The organism is Flavimarina sp. Hel_I_48 (assembly GCF_000733945.1).
Classification (GTDB): Bacteria; Bacteroidota; Bacteroidia; order Flavobacteriales; family Flavobacteriaceae; genus Leeuwenhoekiella.
Map to the genome: position 1 here is coordinate 2074210 of NZ_JPOL01000002.1, position 16792 is coordinate 2091001.

At 40.0% G+C, this 16792-nt stretch carries 14 protein-coding genes; 8 read left to right on the plus strand and 6 right to left on the minus strand.

The window, feature by feature from the left end; all coding sequences use genetic code 11:
• The first annotated feature begins 43 nt into the window (after window positions 1–43).
• The 6 genes from pnuC to P162_RS09190 all read left to right on the plus strand — a co-directional run bounded on the left by pnuC (window position 44) and on the right by P162_RS09190 (window position 5202).
• Entirely contained in the window at window positions 44–676 is a 633-nt protein-coding gene (gene pnuC / locus P162_RS09165) for a nicotinamide riboside transporter PnuC (protein ID WP_031427033.1), read from the plus strand.
• Window positions 637–1197: an AAA family ATPase gene (locus P162_RS09170; protein WP_031427034.1), complete on the plus strand. Its 561-nt coding sequence runs from the start codon at window positions 637–639 to the stop codon at window positions 1195–1197. The genes pnuC and P162_RS09170 overlap by 40 nt, the downstream gene beginning before the upstream one ends.
• A complete protein-coding gene (locus P162_RS09175; protein WP_031427035.1) occupies window positions 1194–2753 on the plus strand; it encodes a DUF4301 family protein in 1560 nt (519 codons plus the stop codon). The genes P162_RS09170 and P162_RS09175 overlap by 4 nt, the downstream gene beginning before the upstream one ends.
• Window positions 2750–3151: an alternative ribosome rescue aminoacyl-tRNA hydrolase ArfB gene (gene arfB, locus P162_RS09180; RefSeq protein ID WP_031427037.1), complete on the plus strand. Its 402-nt coding sequence runs from the start codon at window positions 2750–2752 to the stop codon at window positions 3149–3151. Before P162_RS09175 ends, arfB begins: the two co-directional genes overlap by 4 nt.
• A 199-nt stretch (window positions 3152–3350) precedes the next feature.
• On the plus strand, window positions 3351–3677 hold the full coding sequence (locus P162_RS09185; protein WP_031427038.1) for a hypothetical protein: 327 nt from the start codon (window positions 3351–3353) through the stop codon (window positions 3675–3677).
• A 148-nt stretch (window positions 3678–3825) separates the two neighbouring features.
• On the plus strand, window positions 3826–5202 hold the full coding sequence (locus P162_RS09190) for a sigma-54-dependent transcriptional regulator (protein WP_031427040.1): 1377 nt from the start codon (window positions 3826–3828) through the stop codon (window positions 5200–5202).
• On the opposite strand, the gene P162_RS09195 is transcribed toward P162_RS09190, so the two are convergent.
• A complete protein-coding gene (locus tag P162_RS09195; RefSeq protein ID WP_051907839.1) occupies window positions 5177–7630 on the minus strand; it encodes an ATP-binding protein in 2454 nt (817 codons plus the stop codon). The genes P162_RS09190 and P162_RS09195 overlap by 26 nt on opposite strands.
• 328 nt (window positions 7631–7958) lie before the next feature.
• Here P162_RS09195 and P162_RS09200 point away from each other — a divergent pair, with 328 nt between their 5' ends.
• Window positions 7959–10172 carry a TonB-dependent receptor gene (locus P162_RS09200; protein WP_031427043.1) on the plus strand — a complete coding sequence of 738 codons (2214 nt, stop codon included), beginning with the start codon at window positions 7959–7961 and terminating at the stop codon, window positions 10170–10172.
• Window positions 10173–10487: 315 nt separating this feature from the next.
• Here the strand turns inward: P162_RS09200 and P162_RS09205 are convergent, their stop codons facing one another.
• From P162_RS09205 to P162_RS09220, 4 genes are all read right to left on the minus strand, one after another.
• Window positions 10488–11351: a mechanosensitive ion channel family protein gene (locus tag P162_RS09205; protein WP_031427046.1), complete on the minus strand. Its 864-nt coding sequence runs from the start codon at window positions 11349–11351 to the stop codon at window positions 10488–10490.
• 65 nt (window positions 11352–11416) lie between these two features.
• Window positions 11417–13537 (minus strand): thioredoxin domain-containing protein, encoded by a 2121-nt coding sequence (locus P162_RS09210; protein WP_081868406.1) that lies wholly within the window; start codon window positions 13535–13537, stop codon window positions 11417–11419.
• A gap of 77 nt (window positions 13538–13614) precedes the next feature.
• Window positions 13615–13815 (minus strand): dodecin family protein, encoded by a 201-nt coding sequence (locus P162_RS09215; protein WP_031427049.1) that lies wholly within the window; start codon window positions 13813–13815, stop codon window positions 13615–13617.
• A 75-nt stretch (window positions 13816–13890) separates the two neighbouring features.
• Window positions 13891–14793 (minus strand): NifU family protein, encoded by a 903-nt coding sequence (locus P162_RS09220; protein ID WP_031427050.1) that lies wholly within the window; start codon window positions 14791–14793, stop codon window positions 13891–13893.
• Between the two features lie 164 nt (window positions 14794–14957).
• On the opposite strand from P162_RS09220, the gene P162_RS09225 reads away from it, so the two are divergent.
• A complete protein-coding gene (locus P162_RS09225) occupies window positions 14958–15950 on the plus strand; it encodes a type IX secretion system membrane protein PorP/SprF (RefSeq protein WP_241077752.1) in 993 nt (330 codons plus the stop codon).
• Here P162_RS09225 and murI read toward each other — a convergent pair.
• Window positions 15947–16735, minus strand: coding sequence for a glutamate racemase (gene murI / locus P162_RS09230; RefSeq protein ID WP_031427052.1), 789 nt, complete (start codon window positions 16733–16735; stop codon window positions 15947–15949). The two genes, P162_RS09225 and murI, sit on opposite strands and share 4 nt — an antisense overlap.
• Window positions 16736–16792: the final 57 nt, after the last annotated feature.

Below are 16792 nucleotides of genomic sequence, written 5' to 3' on the forward strand. Positions count from 1 at the left end.
CAAATGATTTCTATCAGAATAGTAATACCTGACTCTGATACCCATGTCTGAATTTTTTGAGTTCTTTTTTGATCAATACGCGACCTACAGTACCATAAATATTGTTTTGGAAATTGTCGCGGTCATTTTCGGTCTGCTATCGGTGATTTTTTCAATGCGGAATAATATTTTCGTTTATCCCACGGGGATGATCAGTACTGCGATATTTGTGTATTTATTACTGTTTTGGGGTCTGCTGGGCGATATGATGATCAACGGTTATTATTTCGTGATGAGTATTTATGGCTGGTGGGTCTGGACGCGTAAAGTTGACCCTCAGCATGTCACTCCCATTGCAAGGACAACAAAAAAGGAACACGCTATTTCAGCAGTGATCTTTGTGGGTACCATAGGTTTTGTAGCCCTTATTTATACCCTTTTTGATAAATGGGAAAGTTGGGTGTCCTGGGTTGACACCCTTACCACAGCCATATTTTTTGTGGGGATGTGGTTAATGGCACGTCGCAAGATCGAAAACTGGATCTACTGGATCGTTGGCGATATTATATCAGCCCCCTTGTATTTTCATAAAGGTTTAACTTTTACAAGTTTGCAATATCTTATTTTTACGGTTATTGCTCTATTTGGATATATAGCTTGGAAGAAAAACTTAGACAAAAACCCAGTAATTGCATAAAAATCGTCCTTTTTGGGCCAGAAAGTTCAGGAAAAACGACACTTTCCAGAAATTTAGCAGCTCATTATAACTGTGAGTGGATCCCTGAATATGCGAGGGAATATTTACAGCATAAATGGGAAAAGGAACAGAGCATCTGTGCACCAGAAGACCTTCTGCCCATCGCTGAAGGCCAAATGAGGCTGGAGAATGCCGCTTCAAAGAATGCTGACCGACTTCTAATTTGCGATACAGATTTGCTGGAGACTAAGGTTTATGGCGAAGCTTATTATGACCATTGGTGTCCGCCAGAGTTAGAAATTGCCGCGCTTGCAAATACCTATGACCTCTATTTGCTAACATATATAGATATACCATGGGAAGCAGACGATCTACGGGATAGACCAGAACAGCGGGAAGAAATGTTTTTGCAATTCAAAGAAGCATTAGTAACATATAAGAGGCCTTTTGTACTGCTTAAGGGAACACTGGCAGAGCGTATGGCAATAGCAACCGAACACATAAACAAACTTTTATCGTGAATTTTACAGAAGAAGACATTAAAGAGATTGAGGCTCACGGCCTCACAAAAGAAAAAGTACAGGAACAGGTTTCTATCTTTAAAAATGGAGTGCCTACCGTACAGCTTATTGCCGCCGCCACCGTAGGGGATGGGATACAGAAACTCAATGAGGATAAAGAAGTCGATTTTATAGAGTTGTATGAACACATTGATAAGGACAAAGAGCTTCTTAAATTTATCCCGGCTTCTGGGGCTGCTACACGCATGTTCAAAACCATTTATCAATTTCTTGAGGAATATGATCCAAAAGAAGAAAAACTTGATGAATTCTTAAGCCGTGCAAAGAATGGCGAGATGCGCATTTTTTTCGACAATCTTAAAAATTTCCCTTTTTACGACAAAATCAGTGAGCTTATACAGGATAAGTATGATAAAGAAGCAATAGAAAGTGATGACGAGGCAAAGGTTGCTTTTGTTAAGAAAATGATGGACGAAGATGGTCCCAACTTTGGAAATCTTCCCAAAGGTCTTTTGCCTTTTCATAATTACGAATCCTATATGGTGACGGCTTTTGAAGAGCATTTATACGAGGCTGCCGCTTACGCGGAAAACAGAAACCATGCAAATCTTCATTTTACCGTTTCCCCAGAACATGAGAAAGCATTTAAAGAGCAATTTGAAAATATACATGCAGCGGTAAGCAGTGATACGGAAGTAAACTTTGAAGTAACCTATTCTTTTCAAAAACCTCAAACAGATACAGTAGCGGTTACCGAAGATAATGAGATTTATCGCAAACCTAACGGTAAGATGTTGTTCAGGCCAGGAGGGCACGGTGCGCTTATAGAAAACCTGAATGATGTGGATGCTGATGTTATTTTTATAAAGAACATTGACAATGTCCTGACTAAAGACAACATTCTAACACTGTCAAGAAATAAAAAAATACTTGCAGGTTTACTTTTGGAACTGCAAGCGCAGGCATTTAAATTCACCAAGTCACTTAAAGAAGGTGATCTTGATGAAAGCGGTGTACGCGAGATCGCTCAGTTTTTAGAACGGGACTTTAGTATAAAGTTGAGCGATACTTTTGCCACGTTGGGTATAGATGAAAAGAAAGATCAGCTACTGGAACTATTGGACAGGCCCTTAAGGGTTTGTGGAATGGTAAAAAACGAAGGTGAGCCCGGTGGTGGTCCATTTTGGGTTGCAGATAAAAAAGGAACCGCTTCCCTGCAGATTATTGAGAGTGCTCAGATTGAGAAGGACGATAAGAAGCAACAGGAGATTTTCCAGAATTCCACACACTTTAACCCAGTGGATATTGTTTGTAGCGTTCGGGATTATACAGGAAAAAAATACAATCTAACGGAGTATGTAGATCCAGATCTTGCCTTTATCGCAAGTAAAACGACAGATGGTAATAACATTAAAGCTTTAGAACTACCCGGACTTTGGAATGGTGGAATGGCTTTCTGGAATACCATTTTTGTTGAGGTTCCCCTGGAAACGTTCAATCCAGTCAAGAATGTCAATGATTTACTGAAACCCGCGCATCAGGTAAAGAAATCGTGAAAGAGGATGCCCTTCTCGCCGAATGCGGTTTTAAAGCAGTGCGTAGCAGTGGGCCTGGAGGCCAACATGTAAATAAAACCTCCACAAAAGTTGTTTTAAGTTGGGATTTAGCGAATACTTCTGTTTTTGATGAAGATATTAAATTGCGCTTGTCCCAGCGGTTGGCAAACAGATTGACTAAAAACGGGGTTCTTCTTCTTCATAATGATCAGAGTAGGAGTCAACATACCAATAAAGAAGCAATACAAAAGCAGTTTCTAAAGCTGATCGAGAAAGGATTACAGCGTCCAAAAAAGCGTAAGAAAAGACGAGTTTCAAAAAGCGCAAAATTAAAAAGGCTTGGTAACAAGAAGCATCAAGCAGAGAAAAAGGCAAATAGAAAACCGCCTAAATTATAGCAAAAACGGGGATTTTTTCCCCGTTTTTATTGATTTATTGCCCATTTCTACAAGATTAACAAACTATTTAAAATACTCTTTATTTGGGATTAAATTGTTGAAGATTAGTATATTATGACTAATTTGTAGTCTTAAAATCACATGGCACAATTATCATATTCTATATAAAAATTAATAAAACATCTAGTATAAAAAAAATATGAAAAAGATCATTTTAATAGCCGTGTTCGCCATGGGGATATTATCTTCTTCTGCCACTGCCCAGGAAAAAGTGGAAACTACCCAAAAGAAGGACCTTGTTGTAAAAACCATGCAAGTAACAGATAACTTTGAGGAAATTGATAAAAGCCAGTTACCGCAGACCATTAAAGATGTTATTATGACAGATATGGACGGTATGAAAGTCACTGAGGCGTATGTAGGGGAAAATTCGATTTATAAAATTATCGTTGCAGACTTAAAGAACGAGAGCAAGACAAAAACAGTTTACTTAGATGCTGACGGAAACTGGATCAAACCTGAATAACATCAGCATTTACCAAAGCTTAAGTACATAAAACTACGTTTAAATACTATGAAGGGGCTGCATTAATTTGTAGTCCTTTTTTTGTAGGTAAAAGACTCTAAATACCGCAATCTATCCGTAAATTTGAAGACTAAGTTTTTTCATACATATGCGGCAGTTATTAATAGTTGAGGATGATATTGCATTCTGTAAAATGCTTGAAACCTTCTTGAAAAAGAAAGGTTTTGAAGTGTTTACAGCCTTTTCTGGATCTGAAGCCATAAAAAAAATGGCCGAACATCCTTTAGATTTGATTATTACAGATGTACGTTTACCAGATCAGGACGGTCTTGTTATTCTGCAAAAAGCAAAGATGGATCTTGAAAATACGCCGGTAATCTTGATGACCGGTTATGCAGAGGTAAACATGGCGGTTACCGCAATGAAGGAAGGCGCCTTTGATTACATTTCAAAACCTGTACGTCCTGATGAGTTACTGTCCCTTATAAACAAAGCGCTTGACGAAAGTAAAAACCCTATAGAAGTAGCCCCTTCGGATAACATCATTGTCAAAGAAGAACCTTCAAAAATTTCCAAACCCAAAAAAGCCAAGGCTTCAGGCTATGTAAAAGGCGTTAGTGATACATCTGGTAAGCTTAATCAATATATTGATCTTGTTGCCCCCACAAACATGTCCGTCCTCATCATAGGTGATAGTGGCACGGGTAAAGAATATGTTGCGAAAAACATTCACGATAAGAGCAAGCGCAAACTTCAGCCCTTTGTTGCCGTAGATTGCGGGGCGATACCAAAAGAGATCGCCACAAGTGAATTTTTTGGACACATCAAGGGTTCGTTTACGGGCGCCGTAAATGATAAGATAGGACATTTTGAAGCTGCGAATGGGGGTACGATCTTTTTAGATGAAATAGGAAACCTGGGGTACGAACTACAAGTTCAGCTATTGCGGGCCCTTCAGGAACGCAAAATAAAGCCTGTGGGCAGCAATAAGGAAATTAATGTTGATATCAGGGTTGTTGCTGCAACAAATGAAGATTTGGAAGAAGCCGTTAAACAAGGCGATTTCAGGGAAGATCTATACCACCGTTTGAACGAATTTTCCATTCAGGTACCGCGACTTTCGGACAGACAGGAAGATCTCATGCTTTTTGCGAACGTTTTTTTGGACAAGGCAAATGAAGAGCTTGAAAAGAACATTACCGGTTTTGATGATGCTGCCATTGCTGCCATGAAGTCTTATGACTGGCCAGGAAATCTACGTGAATTAAAAAATACCATCAAGCGGGCTGTTTTGCTTACCGTCGCAGATGAAATTGATCTGGATGTGCTTCCGCGGGAACTTGTACTTTCAAAAGATCAGCCCAATCGTAATGATTATGGTCTATTTAAGAGCAAAAATGAGGAAGAAATGATCCTCAATGCGCTTGAAAATTCAGGAGGAAACAAAAGCAAAGCTGCACGATTGCTCAATATAGACCGAAAAACGCTTTATAATAAGCTTAAACACTATGATATAGATCTTTGATCTCTTCCTTAAGGTTTAAAAGCATTTTATCAATTTTTTGATTGACTACCCTTCCCAATGATCGCAGCACGACCTTTGACGTACAGGGAAGTTCTGGACTTTCTAGTTTCTCTAAGATCGTTATGATCTCCTGAGCGCGCAACTGCCGGAACATGGGCAGCATTTTGTGCGCTATTTTGTTGATCTCATCACATTTTTTATTTTCCAGCGCACGGTTGAGATCTGCAATACTATCAGCAGTGCTCTCTACAAAAACATTAAGGATAGATTGTAGGGAATCTGGATCCTGATCTGCAAAAAGTTTGAGATCTTCCAGTGTATACCCCTTTATGGGATCAACCGGTGTTTTTGACACTGCTTTGGATTCCGCCTGTGCTTCGCTTTCATTATGTGTTATCAGCCTAAGTAATTTTTGAGGCAAATAAGGTTTTTTAAGACTGCCGGAAAATCCTAGTTGTTTGTAATCAGAAGGTTTTAAGCTACCATTACCGGATAACGCGTAAATAGGAACTTCATTATATTTTGATTTTTCACGTAAAGCTTTGATAAGATCAATACCGTCCATCTCGGGCATTTGTATGTCAGTAAGTATAAGATCGTAGTTATTTTTTTCTATTAATTGTAAGGCTTCGATTCCATTTCTCGCCGTATCGTTCTTTATGGAAAGATTGTTTACAATTTCTTTGGCCAGGTTGAGTTGGGCAGGATCATCATCAACTATTAAGATTCGTTCAGGTCTTTTTTCAGGAGCAAATTGCTCAGGTATTTCTTTGGCATAGCCTTTCACCTCTTTTACAGGGATGTGAACTAAAAAGGTACTTCCTTTTCCTTTCTCACTGGTGAGTGTGATAGTCCCGTTCAACAGATCCACCAATCTTTTGGTAATAGCCAATCCCAGGCCAAAACCACCATACGTCTGCTCTATTCGCTCATCTTCCTGAGTGAACTCTTTAAAAATAATTTCCTGCTTTTCTTTGTTGATACCTATACCGGTATCTGTGATTTCAAAAAACAGGGATTTGACATCTGCTTTTTCTTCAATGCCTGATCTGATATTTACACTACCATGGTCTGTGAATTTATAGGCATTACTGATGAGGTTTGATACGATCTGTTTGATCCTGAAGGGATCGCTCATAAAATAACCGTCAAGCTCTTTAGATAGCGCCATATTGATTTTCAGGTCATCTTTGATTACCGTGGGCAGGCCCACTACGGCAATATCTTCAACGAGATTTTTTGCATTAAAGGTTACCTGCTCTATGTTCACACGACCAGATTCAAGCTTGGAAAAGTCCAGTAGATCGTTGACCAGTCGTAAAATATATTCAGATGATTTTTCTACGTGATTGAGGTAATTTTCCTGTTTTCCGTTGAGGTCTGTCTTTTGTAAAAGTTCGGTAAAACCTATTACGGTATTGAGCGGTGAACGCATGTCATGCGTAATAGTGGCCATAAGTTGTTCCCTGCTTTTGAGTAGAGAACGTGCCACGGTATTGCTTTTTTCCAGCTGCAGGCTGTATCTTTGACTTCTTGAGGCATCCCTAAAAACCATGACCACAAACCCCAGCGCAAGTAGGATACTTACGGCTCCTATGATTTTTAAAGTTTGTGAAACATCTCCTATTTTTGAGCGTAACTCGCGCTCGCGGTCTTGTGCAGAGAGCGTACCTTCCCGCTCGAGGGCGACAAGTAGGTTGCGTATTTTCTGACTAATGTTACGGTCATTTGTAAAAAGAATGTCCTCTCTTTTTATAATGCGCATCTCCAGGATTTTCTGCCTTCTACCTAGTTTTGTCATGACCTCCTTGACTTTTTCGGCCATGCTGTTCATATTTTGATCTGCTTCGATATTGTCGCGGCGTATATATTCCATATAGTCCACGATGGCACGTTTTACGCGAGGATTAACAGATTCTAATTTGGGATCGTTGGCATAATCTTCAAAGTAGATATCTTTTTTATTAAGTTCCTCAACGGCTTCGGCATAAAAATCCCTGGTGAACTGCTCTTTTCGCAGGGTTACCATGGCATTCATATTTTCCGTTTTCTGTTTCAGGCTTATTTTAATACTATCCAGCTGACTCGTTTGTGCAGGGGTTTCTGTGATTCTTGTAAGGGAATCTATCTGTACCACAATACTATCAGTATACGCCCTATAGCGGGAAAATTGATCAGTATCTCCCGTTGCCATGGCAGAACGGCCTACGGTTTCCGCTTCATAAAGCAGACTAAGGGCATTGCTAATATAGGTAAGTTTACGGTTTGCTGATTCTTTTTCCTTAGCCGGATAAACAAAAGCGCGCACTTGAGGGTAAATAAGCCAGGCCGCAAAACCTATAAGTAGCGCGAGCAGCAAATAGCCAAAGATCACCTTGAAGGTAATGGATTGCTTTGGGTTCCTGATAAAAAAGGACTCTTTCTCCACTGCTTTTATTTTGAAAATTTAAAAATTAAGGGCCTGTTCATAGGTAACGTAAAAATAACGGACAGCATATTAAAAGGGATCAAAAATTAGATAAAAACTACAAATAATTACCTAGTTTTGCCTTTATATCTCAAAGGGGTGCTTAAACTTCCTATTTTATAACAAGAATTAGGAAAGCGAGCTGAGATCATACCCAATGAACCTGGGCGGGTAATGCTGCCAAGGGAAATGCCACTGACTTTTATCAAGATGTCAGGGCAGAACATTGTAATATCAACTTAATAGTAACACAGGATAATTGCCCCTTTTATTCGTAAAAATTTTACGGATGAAAACAATTTTATTCGCTTGTGGTGCTGCGCTCTTATCGTATGGAGCCCGCGCCCAGCAGGTCGTTGACACGACCAAAACTGAAAAACTTGACGAAGTGCTCGTCAAAGCGGTACGCGTAGATGCAGACTCGCCCATCACCTTTAGCAACCTCTCAAAAGAAGAGATCAATGAGCGTAATCTGGGCCAGGATCTACCCATTTTATTAAATTACCTGCCTAGCGTGGTAACCACCTCAGATGCCGGCGCGGGGGTGGGTTACACCGGTTTTCGCGTTCGTGGAACCGGTAACCAGGGAATCAATGTCACTATCAATGGTATCCCGTACAATGACGCAGAAAGCCTGGGAAGTTTCTTTGTGAACCTACAGGATTTTAGCAGTTCGGTACAAAGTTTACAATTACAAAGGGGCGTAGGTACATCAACAAATGGGGCAGGGGCCTTCGGTGCCAGCCTCAACATTTTAACCGAAGCACTGGATGAAAAAGCCTACGCTGGCGTAAGTGTTTCTGGTGGTTCTTTTAACACCCGTAGGGCCAATGTCAAATTTGGGACCGGACTCCTCAATGATCATTTTAGCTTTTCCGGTAGACTTTCCAGCATAAAGTCAGACGGTTATGTAGATAGGGCCAGTTCAGATCTAAAATCCTATTATCTACAAGGTGGTTATCGCGATGAGAACACGTTGCTAAAAGTTATAGGTTTTGGCGGTGCCGAAGTTACCTATCAAGCCTGGAATGGTATAGATGCAGAAACCTTGGCCACAGACAGGACATTCAACCCTATTGGATTTCAATATGACGACGCGGGTAATCTGCAGGGCTTTTATGACAATCAGGTTGATGATTATAAGCAGGACCACCTTCAATTGTTATGGAATCAAAAATATGGTGGCGGATGGTCTACTAACCTGAGTCTAAATTATACCATGGGGCGTGGCTTTTTTGAAGAATATGTTGACTCCTGGTACTATGCCAATGTTAATTTTTCTGATGACGCTACCTTTGATCTTATAGGTTGGGAACCCTATGAAGTAGATGGGGAATTGCAATCAGATACAGATCTGGTACGGCGCCGCTGGCTGGACAATCGTTATTATGTGGCGAACCTAACTACCAATTACAATGACAAAAACCTGGATTTTGACGCAGGTCTTTTTGGTAGTATATATACGGGGGATCATTTTGGCGAAATTACCTGGGCGCGCTATTTTTCACAAACCGAAGAAGAGGGATACCGCTACTATACCGGTACGGCAGACAAGGATGAATTCACCGCTTTTGCAAAAGCTACCTGGAGAATTGATGACACCTGGAGTGTTTTTGGGGACTTGCAACAACGTTTTATAACCTACAAAACAGATGGTCTAAGCGATAATAAAACGCCTTTTGTAATTGATAAAAGCTATTCTTTTTTCAATCCCAAGACCGGGGTAACGATCTCATTGGACGATTTCAGTAATGTTTATGCATCTTATGCACGGGCAAACCGTGAACCCAACCGCACCGACTTTGAAAACGGAAATCCCGTGCCAGAGACGCTGAATGATTTTGAACTGGGCTATCGTTTGACTAAAGAACGCACCCGTATTTATGCCAATTTATATTATATGGACTACCGCGACCAGCTGGTTTTAACCGGAGCGATAGATGATGTAGGGGCTGCCATACGTCAAAACAGTGGTTCTAGTTACCGTCTGGGACTTGAAGTGGAGGCTGGTTTTCAGGTGGGAAGTCAATTTGCGATCTCCCCTAATGTAACTTTGAGTACCAATAAAAACAGGGATTTTTTCTTTCAGAGGGATGGTGTTTTACAGAATTTGGGTAACACGAATATTTCTTTTTCGCCCAATGTTGTCGCGGGTAACCGTTTTGACTTTTATCCGGTTCAGAACCTGCGCTTATCCTTGTTGTCTAAATATGTAGGAGAGCAATATTTAAGCAATATAGATGCTGAAAGCTCTAAGCTGGAGGCGTACTTTGTAAATGATTTTAACCTGCAATACGATTTGAAGGGTATAGGATTCGCAAAAACGATTACATTTACGGCCTTGGTCAACAACATTTTTAGTGAAGAATATGTTTCCAATGGATATTTTTTCACCTATGATGATGACTCCATAAATCCAGGAAATATAACGACCGTTGAGGGTGCAGGCTACTATCCACAAGCGAAAATTAATTTTCTTTTGGGGGTCACAATCTCATTTTAAAGATGGTTTTTAGGCGTTTCCCTTTGGGTCGGGCTTTACGTTGCAATCTTTTTGCTCGTCCCTCGCAAAAAGGATTTTCACTGCAATCCCTAACACAAGATCCGTTTCTGAATTACAGGGTTGTTTTGATGATTTTCCCAGGTTTTTGATATTTTGCCTGCGACAACCAACTTTCTGCGGGACGTGGTAATTCAGTTTAGCAGTTTCAAACCATTTTCAGTATCAAGGAAAGCAATACAATAAGAATGGATTTAAACTAAAAAACCGGTAAAAACATCAAGTTTTTACCGGTTTTTTGATTGTTTACAGCAATTTCTATTTAGCTTCTACGCTGTTATTGTTAGCGCTTTCATTGAAAAAATGCACATCCCGCTGTGGGAATGGAATTACGATACCTTGCTCCTCAAGGCGTTTTTTCCCTTCTTCTAAAATATACCAGCGCAGCGCCCAGAAATTATCATTGGTCGCCCAGTATCTCAGCGATAGATTTACAGAGCTATCGGCAAGTTCTGCCAAAACGATCATAGGTTCTGGATGAGGATCATGCAATACATTTTCCTGCTCATTTACAAGGTCGAGTAAAATATCTTTGGCCAATTTGATATTACAATCATAAGATATTCCCCAGGTCATTGCCTCGCGCCGTATACCTTCTATACTGTAGTTTATGATATTGTCATTAGATAGTTTTCCGTTTGGGATAACGGCCAGTTGATTGCCAAAAGTGGTCATTCTGGTATTGAAAATAGATATCTCCTTTACTGTACCATCAATTCCCTGAGCTGAAATAAAATCCCCCACTTTAAACGGTTTAAGTAGTAAGATAAGAACGCCCCCCGCAAAATTTGCAAGAGAACCCTGTAAAGCCAGGCCTATCGCAAGACCAGCAGCACCTATTATGGCAACTAACGATGTGGTTGCCACTCCCAGCTGGGTAATCACGAGTACAAACAGGATGATTTTTAAAGACCAATTGATGAGATCCTCTATGAATTTTTCTAAAGTAATGTCATAGTCTTTCTTTTTAAAGAATGTCCTAATGAGTCGGTTGATGATTTTTATCAGCCAGAGGCCAACAAATATCATTAGAATGGCGGCAATTAAATTAGGGATAAAGTCGATTACTTTTTCAATGGCCTGGTTGGCAAATTTTTCGTAATCTTCTGGTATAAGGGTCATATTATGTGTTTTTTGCAAATTTAGGGTTATTGAATGAACCTTAAAATCTCAAGCGTTAATTAACGTTAATTTTTTAAAAGAGGTAGTGCTTCCTTTACAGAAGCTACAGGTCTTTGACAGGTTCTATTTGTGCAGATATAAATCCAGGTATTGTCATCATCCCATCGGCTTTCGAAGAGATCAAGATATTCCTCTGGGTTATTCATGGTCGCAATTATGGCGTTGGGAAGATAAGTTCTGTTCAATTCTTCCAGTTTTTCTTCAGCTTGATTTCCAGTAATTACCACCTCGTAAAACGGATTTGTAAAGTTGAGCATAAGGTCCAGCCAGTTACTGTAACCACCGGGATACGTATTTATTTCTTTGCTCACATTGAGCAACATCTTCCCAGACTGCTCCACATAGGGTTCATTAAATGTAATATGACCCAGTTTAAAAAGATTATTTGCCATAATTGAATTGGAAGCAGGGATTACATTATCCTGATATTCTACATTTCGTATAATGAGTTCTGGATCCTGATCTGAAGTGAAATAAAGCATACCATTTTCCACATTTTTGAAGTGTTTTAAGGCAAAATTAGTGAGATTTTCTGCTTCTTTGAGCCATTTACGGTCTGTTGTCACTTCATAAAGTGCAATAAAACCTTCTATCACCGAAGCGTAATCTTCTAGATAGGCGTTTATTGTGCTGGCACCATTTTTATGCGTACGGTAGAGGCTTCCATCTTCTTTGATTTGATTATCCACAATAAAACGGGCATTTTTCAAAGCAAGTTGTAGAAATTCTGGCTCGTTAAACGTTTTATACGCAGCGGCGAGTCCGCTTATGGTCAGGCCGTTCCATCCCGTTAATATTTTATCGTCCAGTCTGGGAGCTTTTCTTTTTTCCCGGGCTTCCAATAGTATTTTATGCCAGTTTTCTTTCTTTTCCGCGAATGCGGAAGCATCCAGATTTTGTTCTTTTATGAAGTCAACGTCTTCATCCTGGCGTATGAGTACATAATTGTTGTGTTCCCACAAACCATAACTGTTTATATTGTAGTATTCAGTAAAAAGCGGAAAGTCATCTCCCAAAAGTGAACGCAGTTCTTCTTCAGTCCATACATAAAAGGCCCCTTCTTCAAGTTGATTTTTGTCGTTCATGCTATCTGCATCAAGTGCAGAATAGAAACCGCCACTGGTATCTAACATATCCCTTTTTAGAAAGTCTACTATACCATAGACAGTTTCCTTGTACAAAGGTTCAGCGCGGTTAAGATAAGCGTCGCTATAGAGGCTGAGCAGTTGCGCATTATCGTAAAGCATTTTCTCAAAATGTGGAACGTGCCACTTCATATCTGTGCTATAGCGTGAAAAACCGCCTCCTATCTGGTCATAAACCCCACCAAAGGCCATTTGCTGTAAAGTGGTATGAACAAAATCAGTTACATTTTTATCATTCTCCTGATGGCCATAGCGCAGGAGTAGGGCGTAGTTGTTTGGCATCATAAATTTGGGCGCCCGGCGCATACCTCCCTGTATAGTATCAAAACTCTTTGACCAGCTCGCAATGCTTGAAGTCAATAGGTTTTTGTCAAATTCCAGCGGGCCTTTTTGAAGTTCTATAACGCCCATGCCTTTGAGTCCCTGCTCTAATTTATCTGCATATTCTACCAGTTTTTCAGGGTTTTTGGCATAAATATCAGCAATTTGCTGGAGTGCGTCCATCCAGTTTTCTTTTGGAAAATACGTGCCGCCCCAGACCGGTCTTCCATCAGGTAGCGTTATGACATTGAGCGGCCACCCACCCTGTCCCGTCATAAGTTGGACGGCATTCATATAAATATTATCAACATCTGGACGTTCCTCGCGATCTACTTTGATGGGAACATAATGTGAGTTCATGACTTTAGCCACAGCAGTATCTTCAAAACTCTCGTGTTCCATGACATGGCACCAGTGACAGGAACTATAGCCTATGCTCACGATCATCAGTTTGTCTTCACTCTTTGCCTCTTTATGCGCTTGCTCTCCCCAGGCTTGCCAGTCTACAGGATTGTGAGCATGTTGAAGCAGGTACGGGCTTGTTTCGTTGATTAGTGCGTTGTTGTGCTGTTGTTTCACGGTAGGGTCTTTTTTATTGGTGCAGGATAGGGTGCTTATCAGAAGAAGCAAAAATAAATACGGTTTGTAAATAAAACGCATAGGAGCTTAGTTGGAAAAAATATTCCGCTACCAGTAGGACCGATAGCGGAATATTTAAAATAAGGTTTATGAAGGCATTATATTACCTCAAAAGAAATTTTCAGGTTTACCCTATATTCGGTAACGGTATCGCCAGTTACCACTGCACTTTGCTCCTGTACATAAGCGGAGCGTATATTTTTAACCGATTCTGAAGCGTGCTTAACGCCATTTGCGGTGGCCTGTTCCCAACTTTTGTTAGAACTTGCCATAATTTCCAATACTTTTAAAACTGCCATAATTATATATTTTTGACTTATTGATTAGTATTTTAATATACAAAAAAGTAGGCTGCCTTCAAAAGAAATTATCTCTTATCCATTAATAGCTTCAACGCTGTTGATACGACCGTGCATCATTTCTTTCAACATGGTTTCTATACCATTTTTTAATGTGAAGGTAGATGATGGGCAACCACTGCAAGCACCTTGCAAAACAACCTGAACATTTTTAGTCTCAGGATCATAGTGCTTGAAAAGAATATTGCCACCATCACTTGCTACGGCAGGTTTTACATATTCTTCGATAATATTTACGATCTCTTTAGAAGTGTCATCAAGTTGTTCAAAATCTTCTTCTTTCTGACTTTCGGCTTGTTTAGGGGTCTGTAACAGGTTATCTGCTATGATCTCCTTTCCTTCTTCAATGTAATTCTTTATGAATTCACGTACTTCCTGAAAGACATCATCCCAGGCTACGATGTCATATTTTTGAACACTCACGTAATTTTCAGCAAGAAAAACTTCTTTTACAAACGGAAAATTAAAGAGGGCCTTTGGCAGTGGCGCCTGTTGTGCTTCTTCAATATTCTTGAATTCAAGGGAAGAGGTAACAATTTTCTTATTTGTAACAAATTTGAGAACCGCCGGGTTAGGCGTACTTTCAGCATAAACCGTTACCGGAATTTTTTTGGTGGTGGTTTCTGTAATTATTACAACGCCGTTATCATTGAGAAAATCTTCTATCTGTTGTGAGAGTTGGTCTTGAATATCAATCCACTCTACGATATTATATTTTTCAACCGCAATAAAATTTTGTGAGATATAAACCGTTTTTACAAACGGAAGGTAAAACAGTTGCTGTGCCAATGGCGAATTTGCAGCTTCGTCAATATTTTTGAACTCAAAACTTTCATGTTTGACAAGAAAGGAATCAGCTTCAAACTTTTTGATCGCATCGTTAGATGTTGGGGCTATGGATATGGTGAATTTACTCATGGATTTCGATTTTGGCAAATTTAGGCAAAAGCCCGCGTTTTAGGTTTGATAATATGATTTATCACAGTTTAAACTGAATGAATTTAATTAGTTTTACACTTTTGTAAGAATCGACGCTCAAAGGCGTGGATAATGTTGAATGTTAATGTTTTAACGCGCCTATTTTGAAGAAAATTTTATTAGTATTGTTTGTTGTCCTTGCTGCTGTTGCCCATGGTCAGGAAGGTATACCTGTATATTCAGACTATCTTTCAGATAATCTCTATCTGCTGCACCCATCAATGGCAGGAGCTGCAAACGCTAGTCAAATACGTCTTACCGCCCGGCAACAATGGTTTGACGTGGATGACGCGCCCAACTTACAAACGCTGAGTATCAACGGCCGGGTAGGGGAGAAAGTAGGACTGGGTGCGATCGTTTTTGCAGATCATAACGGTTATTTTTCCCAGGCGGGTTTCTATGGTAGTTTTGCTTACCATTTGTTGATGTCGCGCAATACCATAGATTTAAACCAGCTGTCCTTTGGGATGAGTGTTGGTGTTTTGCAAAATACACTGGATGAAGGCGAATTTGACCTGCGGAATATTGACCCTATTATCACCGGTGGAAACCCCAGTGATACCTTTTTTAATGTAGATATAGGAATGTCTTATTATTTTCTGGATTTTTTCGCGCATGCTACCGTGAAAAATGTACTCCCGCGCAACCGCCGTATTTTTACACAGGAATTTGAATCAAGCAATCAGCGGCGTTATATAGCCTCAGCAGGGTATACCTTTGGCCGTTTTGGAGCGTGGAAGTATGAGCCTTCTATTATGCTTCAGGCTACAGATGAAACCAAGGAAGTTACCGGGGATCTCAACTTTAAACTGTATTATGATCTGGAATGGGGCACATTGTGGGGAGGTGCTTCGTATAGAAGAAGTTTTGATGGCGCCGAATATACTCAGGACGGGACGACCGTAAAGAGTCAAAAACTACAATATATCACCCCATTACTCGGTCTGAATTACAAGAACTTTCTTTTTAGCTATACCTATTCTTATCAGAGTAATAGTGTAGTGCTTTCTAATGGTGGTTTTCATCAGATTACTTTAGGTTATGACTTTGGGAAACGTAAAGAACCTTACGACTGTTATTGCCCGGCAATCAACTAAAAGTCGAGAAAGGACACCTCCTTTTTAACCTGTATATTTTCGGTTAATTTATGAAGTACTGCTGTATTTGCGTTGCTGTATAATTTATGCCTTGCCGAATTAGTAGCTGTAAACAATCCCTCTTTTTCCAGTACGGCCTTGATTTGTCTGGCCACTGCTACACCAGAATCTATAATGGTCACCGCGCTGGGTAGTAGGCTTCGCAACACTTCAATAAGATAAGGATAATGGCTACAGCCTAGAACCAGAAAATCTATATTGGCTTCGAGCATGGGTTGGAGATAAAGTTTCAGCAGCTCCCGTGTTTGTACACTATCTGCTTTACCGGCCTCTATCAACTCTACAAGACCCGTACCTACAACTTCGATAACATTTATAGAACCGGCATAAATACTGGATGTCTTCGCAAATAAGGCACTACTTAATGTCCCTTTAGTGGCAAGTATGCCTATAGCTTTGTTTTTTGAAGAAAGTGCCGCAGGTTTTAGGGCAGGTTCTATACCAATAAAGGGCAAGTCAAAATTTTCCCGAAGATAGGAAATGGCATTTGTGGTCGCCGTATTACACGGAACAACGATCATTTTACAGCCAAAATCAATCAATTTTTGGGTGTTTTTAAGTGATAATTGAATGATTTCCGAAGTACTTTTTTCCCCATAGGGAGCATTGGCACTATCAGCAAGATATATGGTAGATTCAGCAGGCAGTAAAGCTACAGATTCACGCCATATGGAAGTTCCACCCACGCCGCTATCAAAAAAACCGATGGGATTGTTGTTTGCCATGATATAAAAATAAGAAAACCGCCTTAAAAAGGCGGTTTTTCAGTATATTTTAGAGGA

Excerpts from the sequence above, each read along its gene's own strand:
- pnuC (WP_031427033.1), top strand. The coding sequence starts at position 44 with ATGTCTGAATTTTTTGAGTTCTTTTTTGATCAATACGCGACCTACAGT.
- P162_RS09185 (WP_031427038.1), top strand. The coding sequence starts at position 3,351 with ATGAAAAAGATCATTTTAATAGCCGTGTTCGCCATGGGGATATTATCT.
- P162_RS09190 (WP_031427040.1), top strand. The coding sequence starts at position 3,826 with ATGCGGCAGTTATTAATAGTTGAGGATGATATTGCATTCTGTAAAATG.
- P162_RS09200 (WP_031427043.1), top strand. The coding sequence starts at position 7,959 with ATGAAAACAATTTTATTCGCTTGTGGTGCTGCGCTCTTATCGTATGGA.
- P162_RS09205 (WP_031427046.1), bottom strand. The coding sequence starts at position 11,351 with ATGACCCTTATACCAGAAGATTACGAAAAATTTGCCAACCAGGCCATT.
- P162_RS09210 (WP_081868406.1), bottom strand. The coding sequence starts at position 13,537 with ATGCGTTTTATTTACAAACCGTATTTATTTTTGCTTCTTCTGATAAGC.
- P162_RS09215 (WP_031427049.1), bottom strand. The coding sequence starts at position 13,815 with ATGGCAGTTTTAAAAGTATTGGAAATTATGGCAAGTTCTAACAAAAGT.
- P162_RS09220 (WP_031427050.1), bottom strand. The coding sequence starts at position 14,793 with ATGAGTAAATTCACCATATCCATAGCCCCAACATCTAACGATGCGATC.
- murI (WP_031427052.1), bottom strand. The coding sequence starts at position 16,735 with ATGGCAAACAACAATCCCATCGGTTTTTTTGATAGCGGCGTGGGTGGA.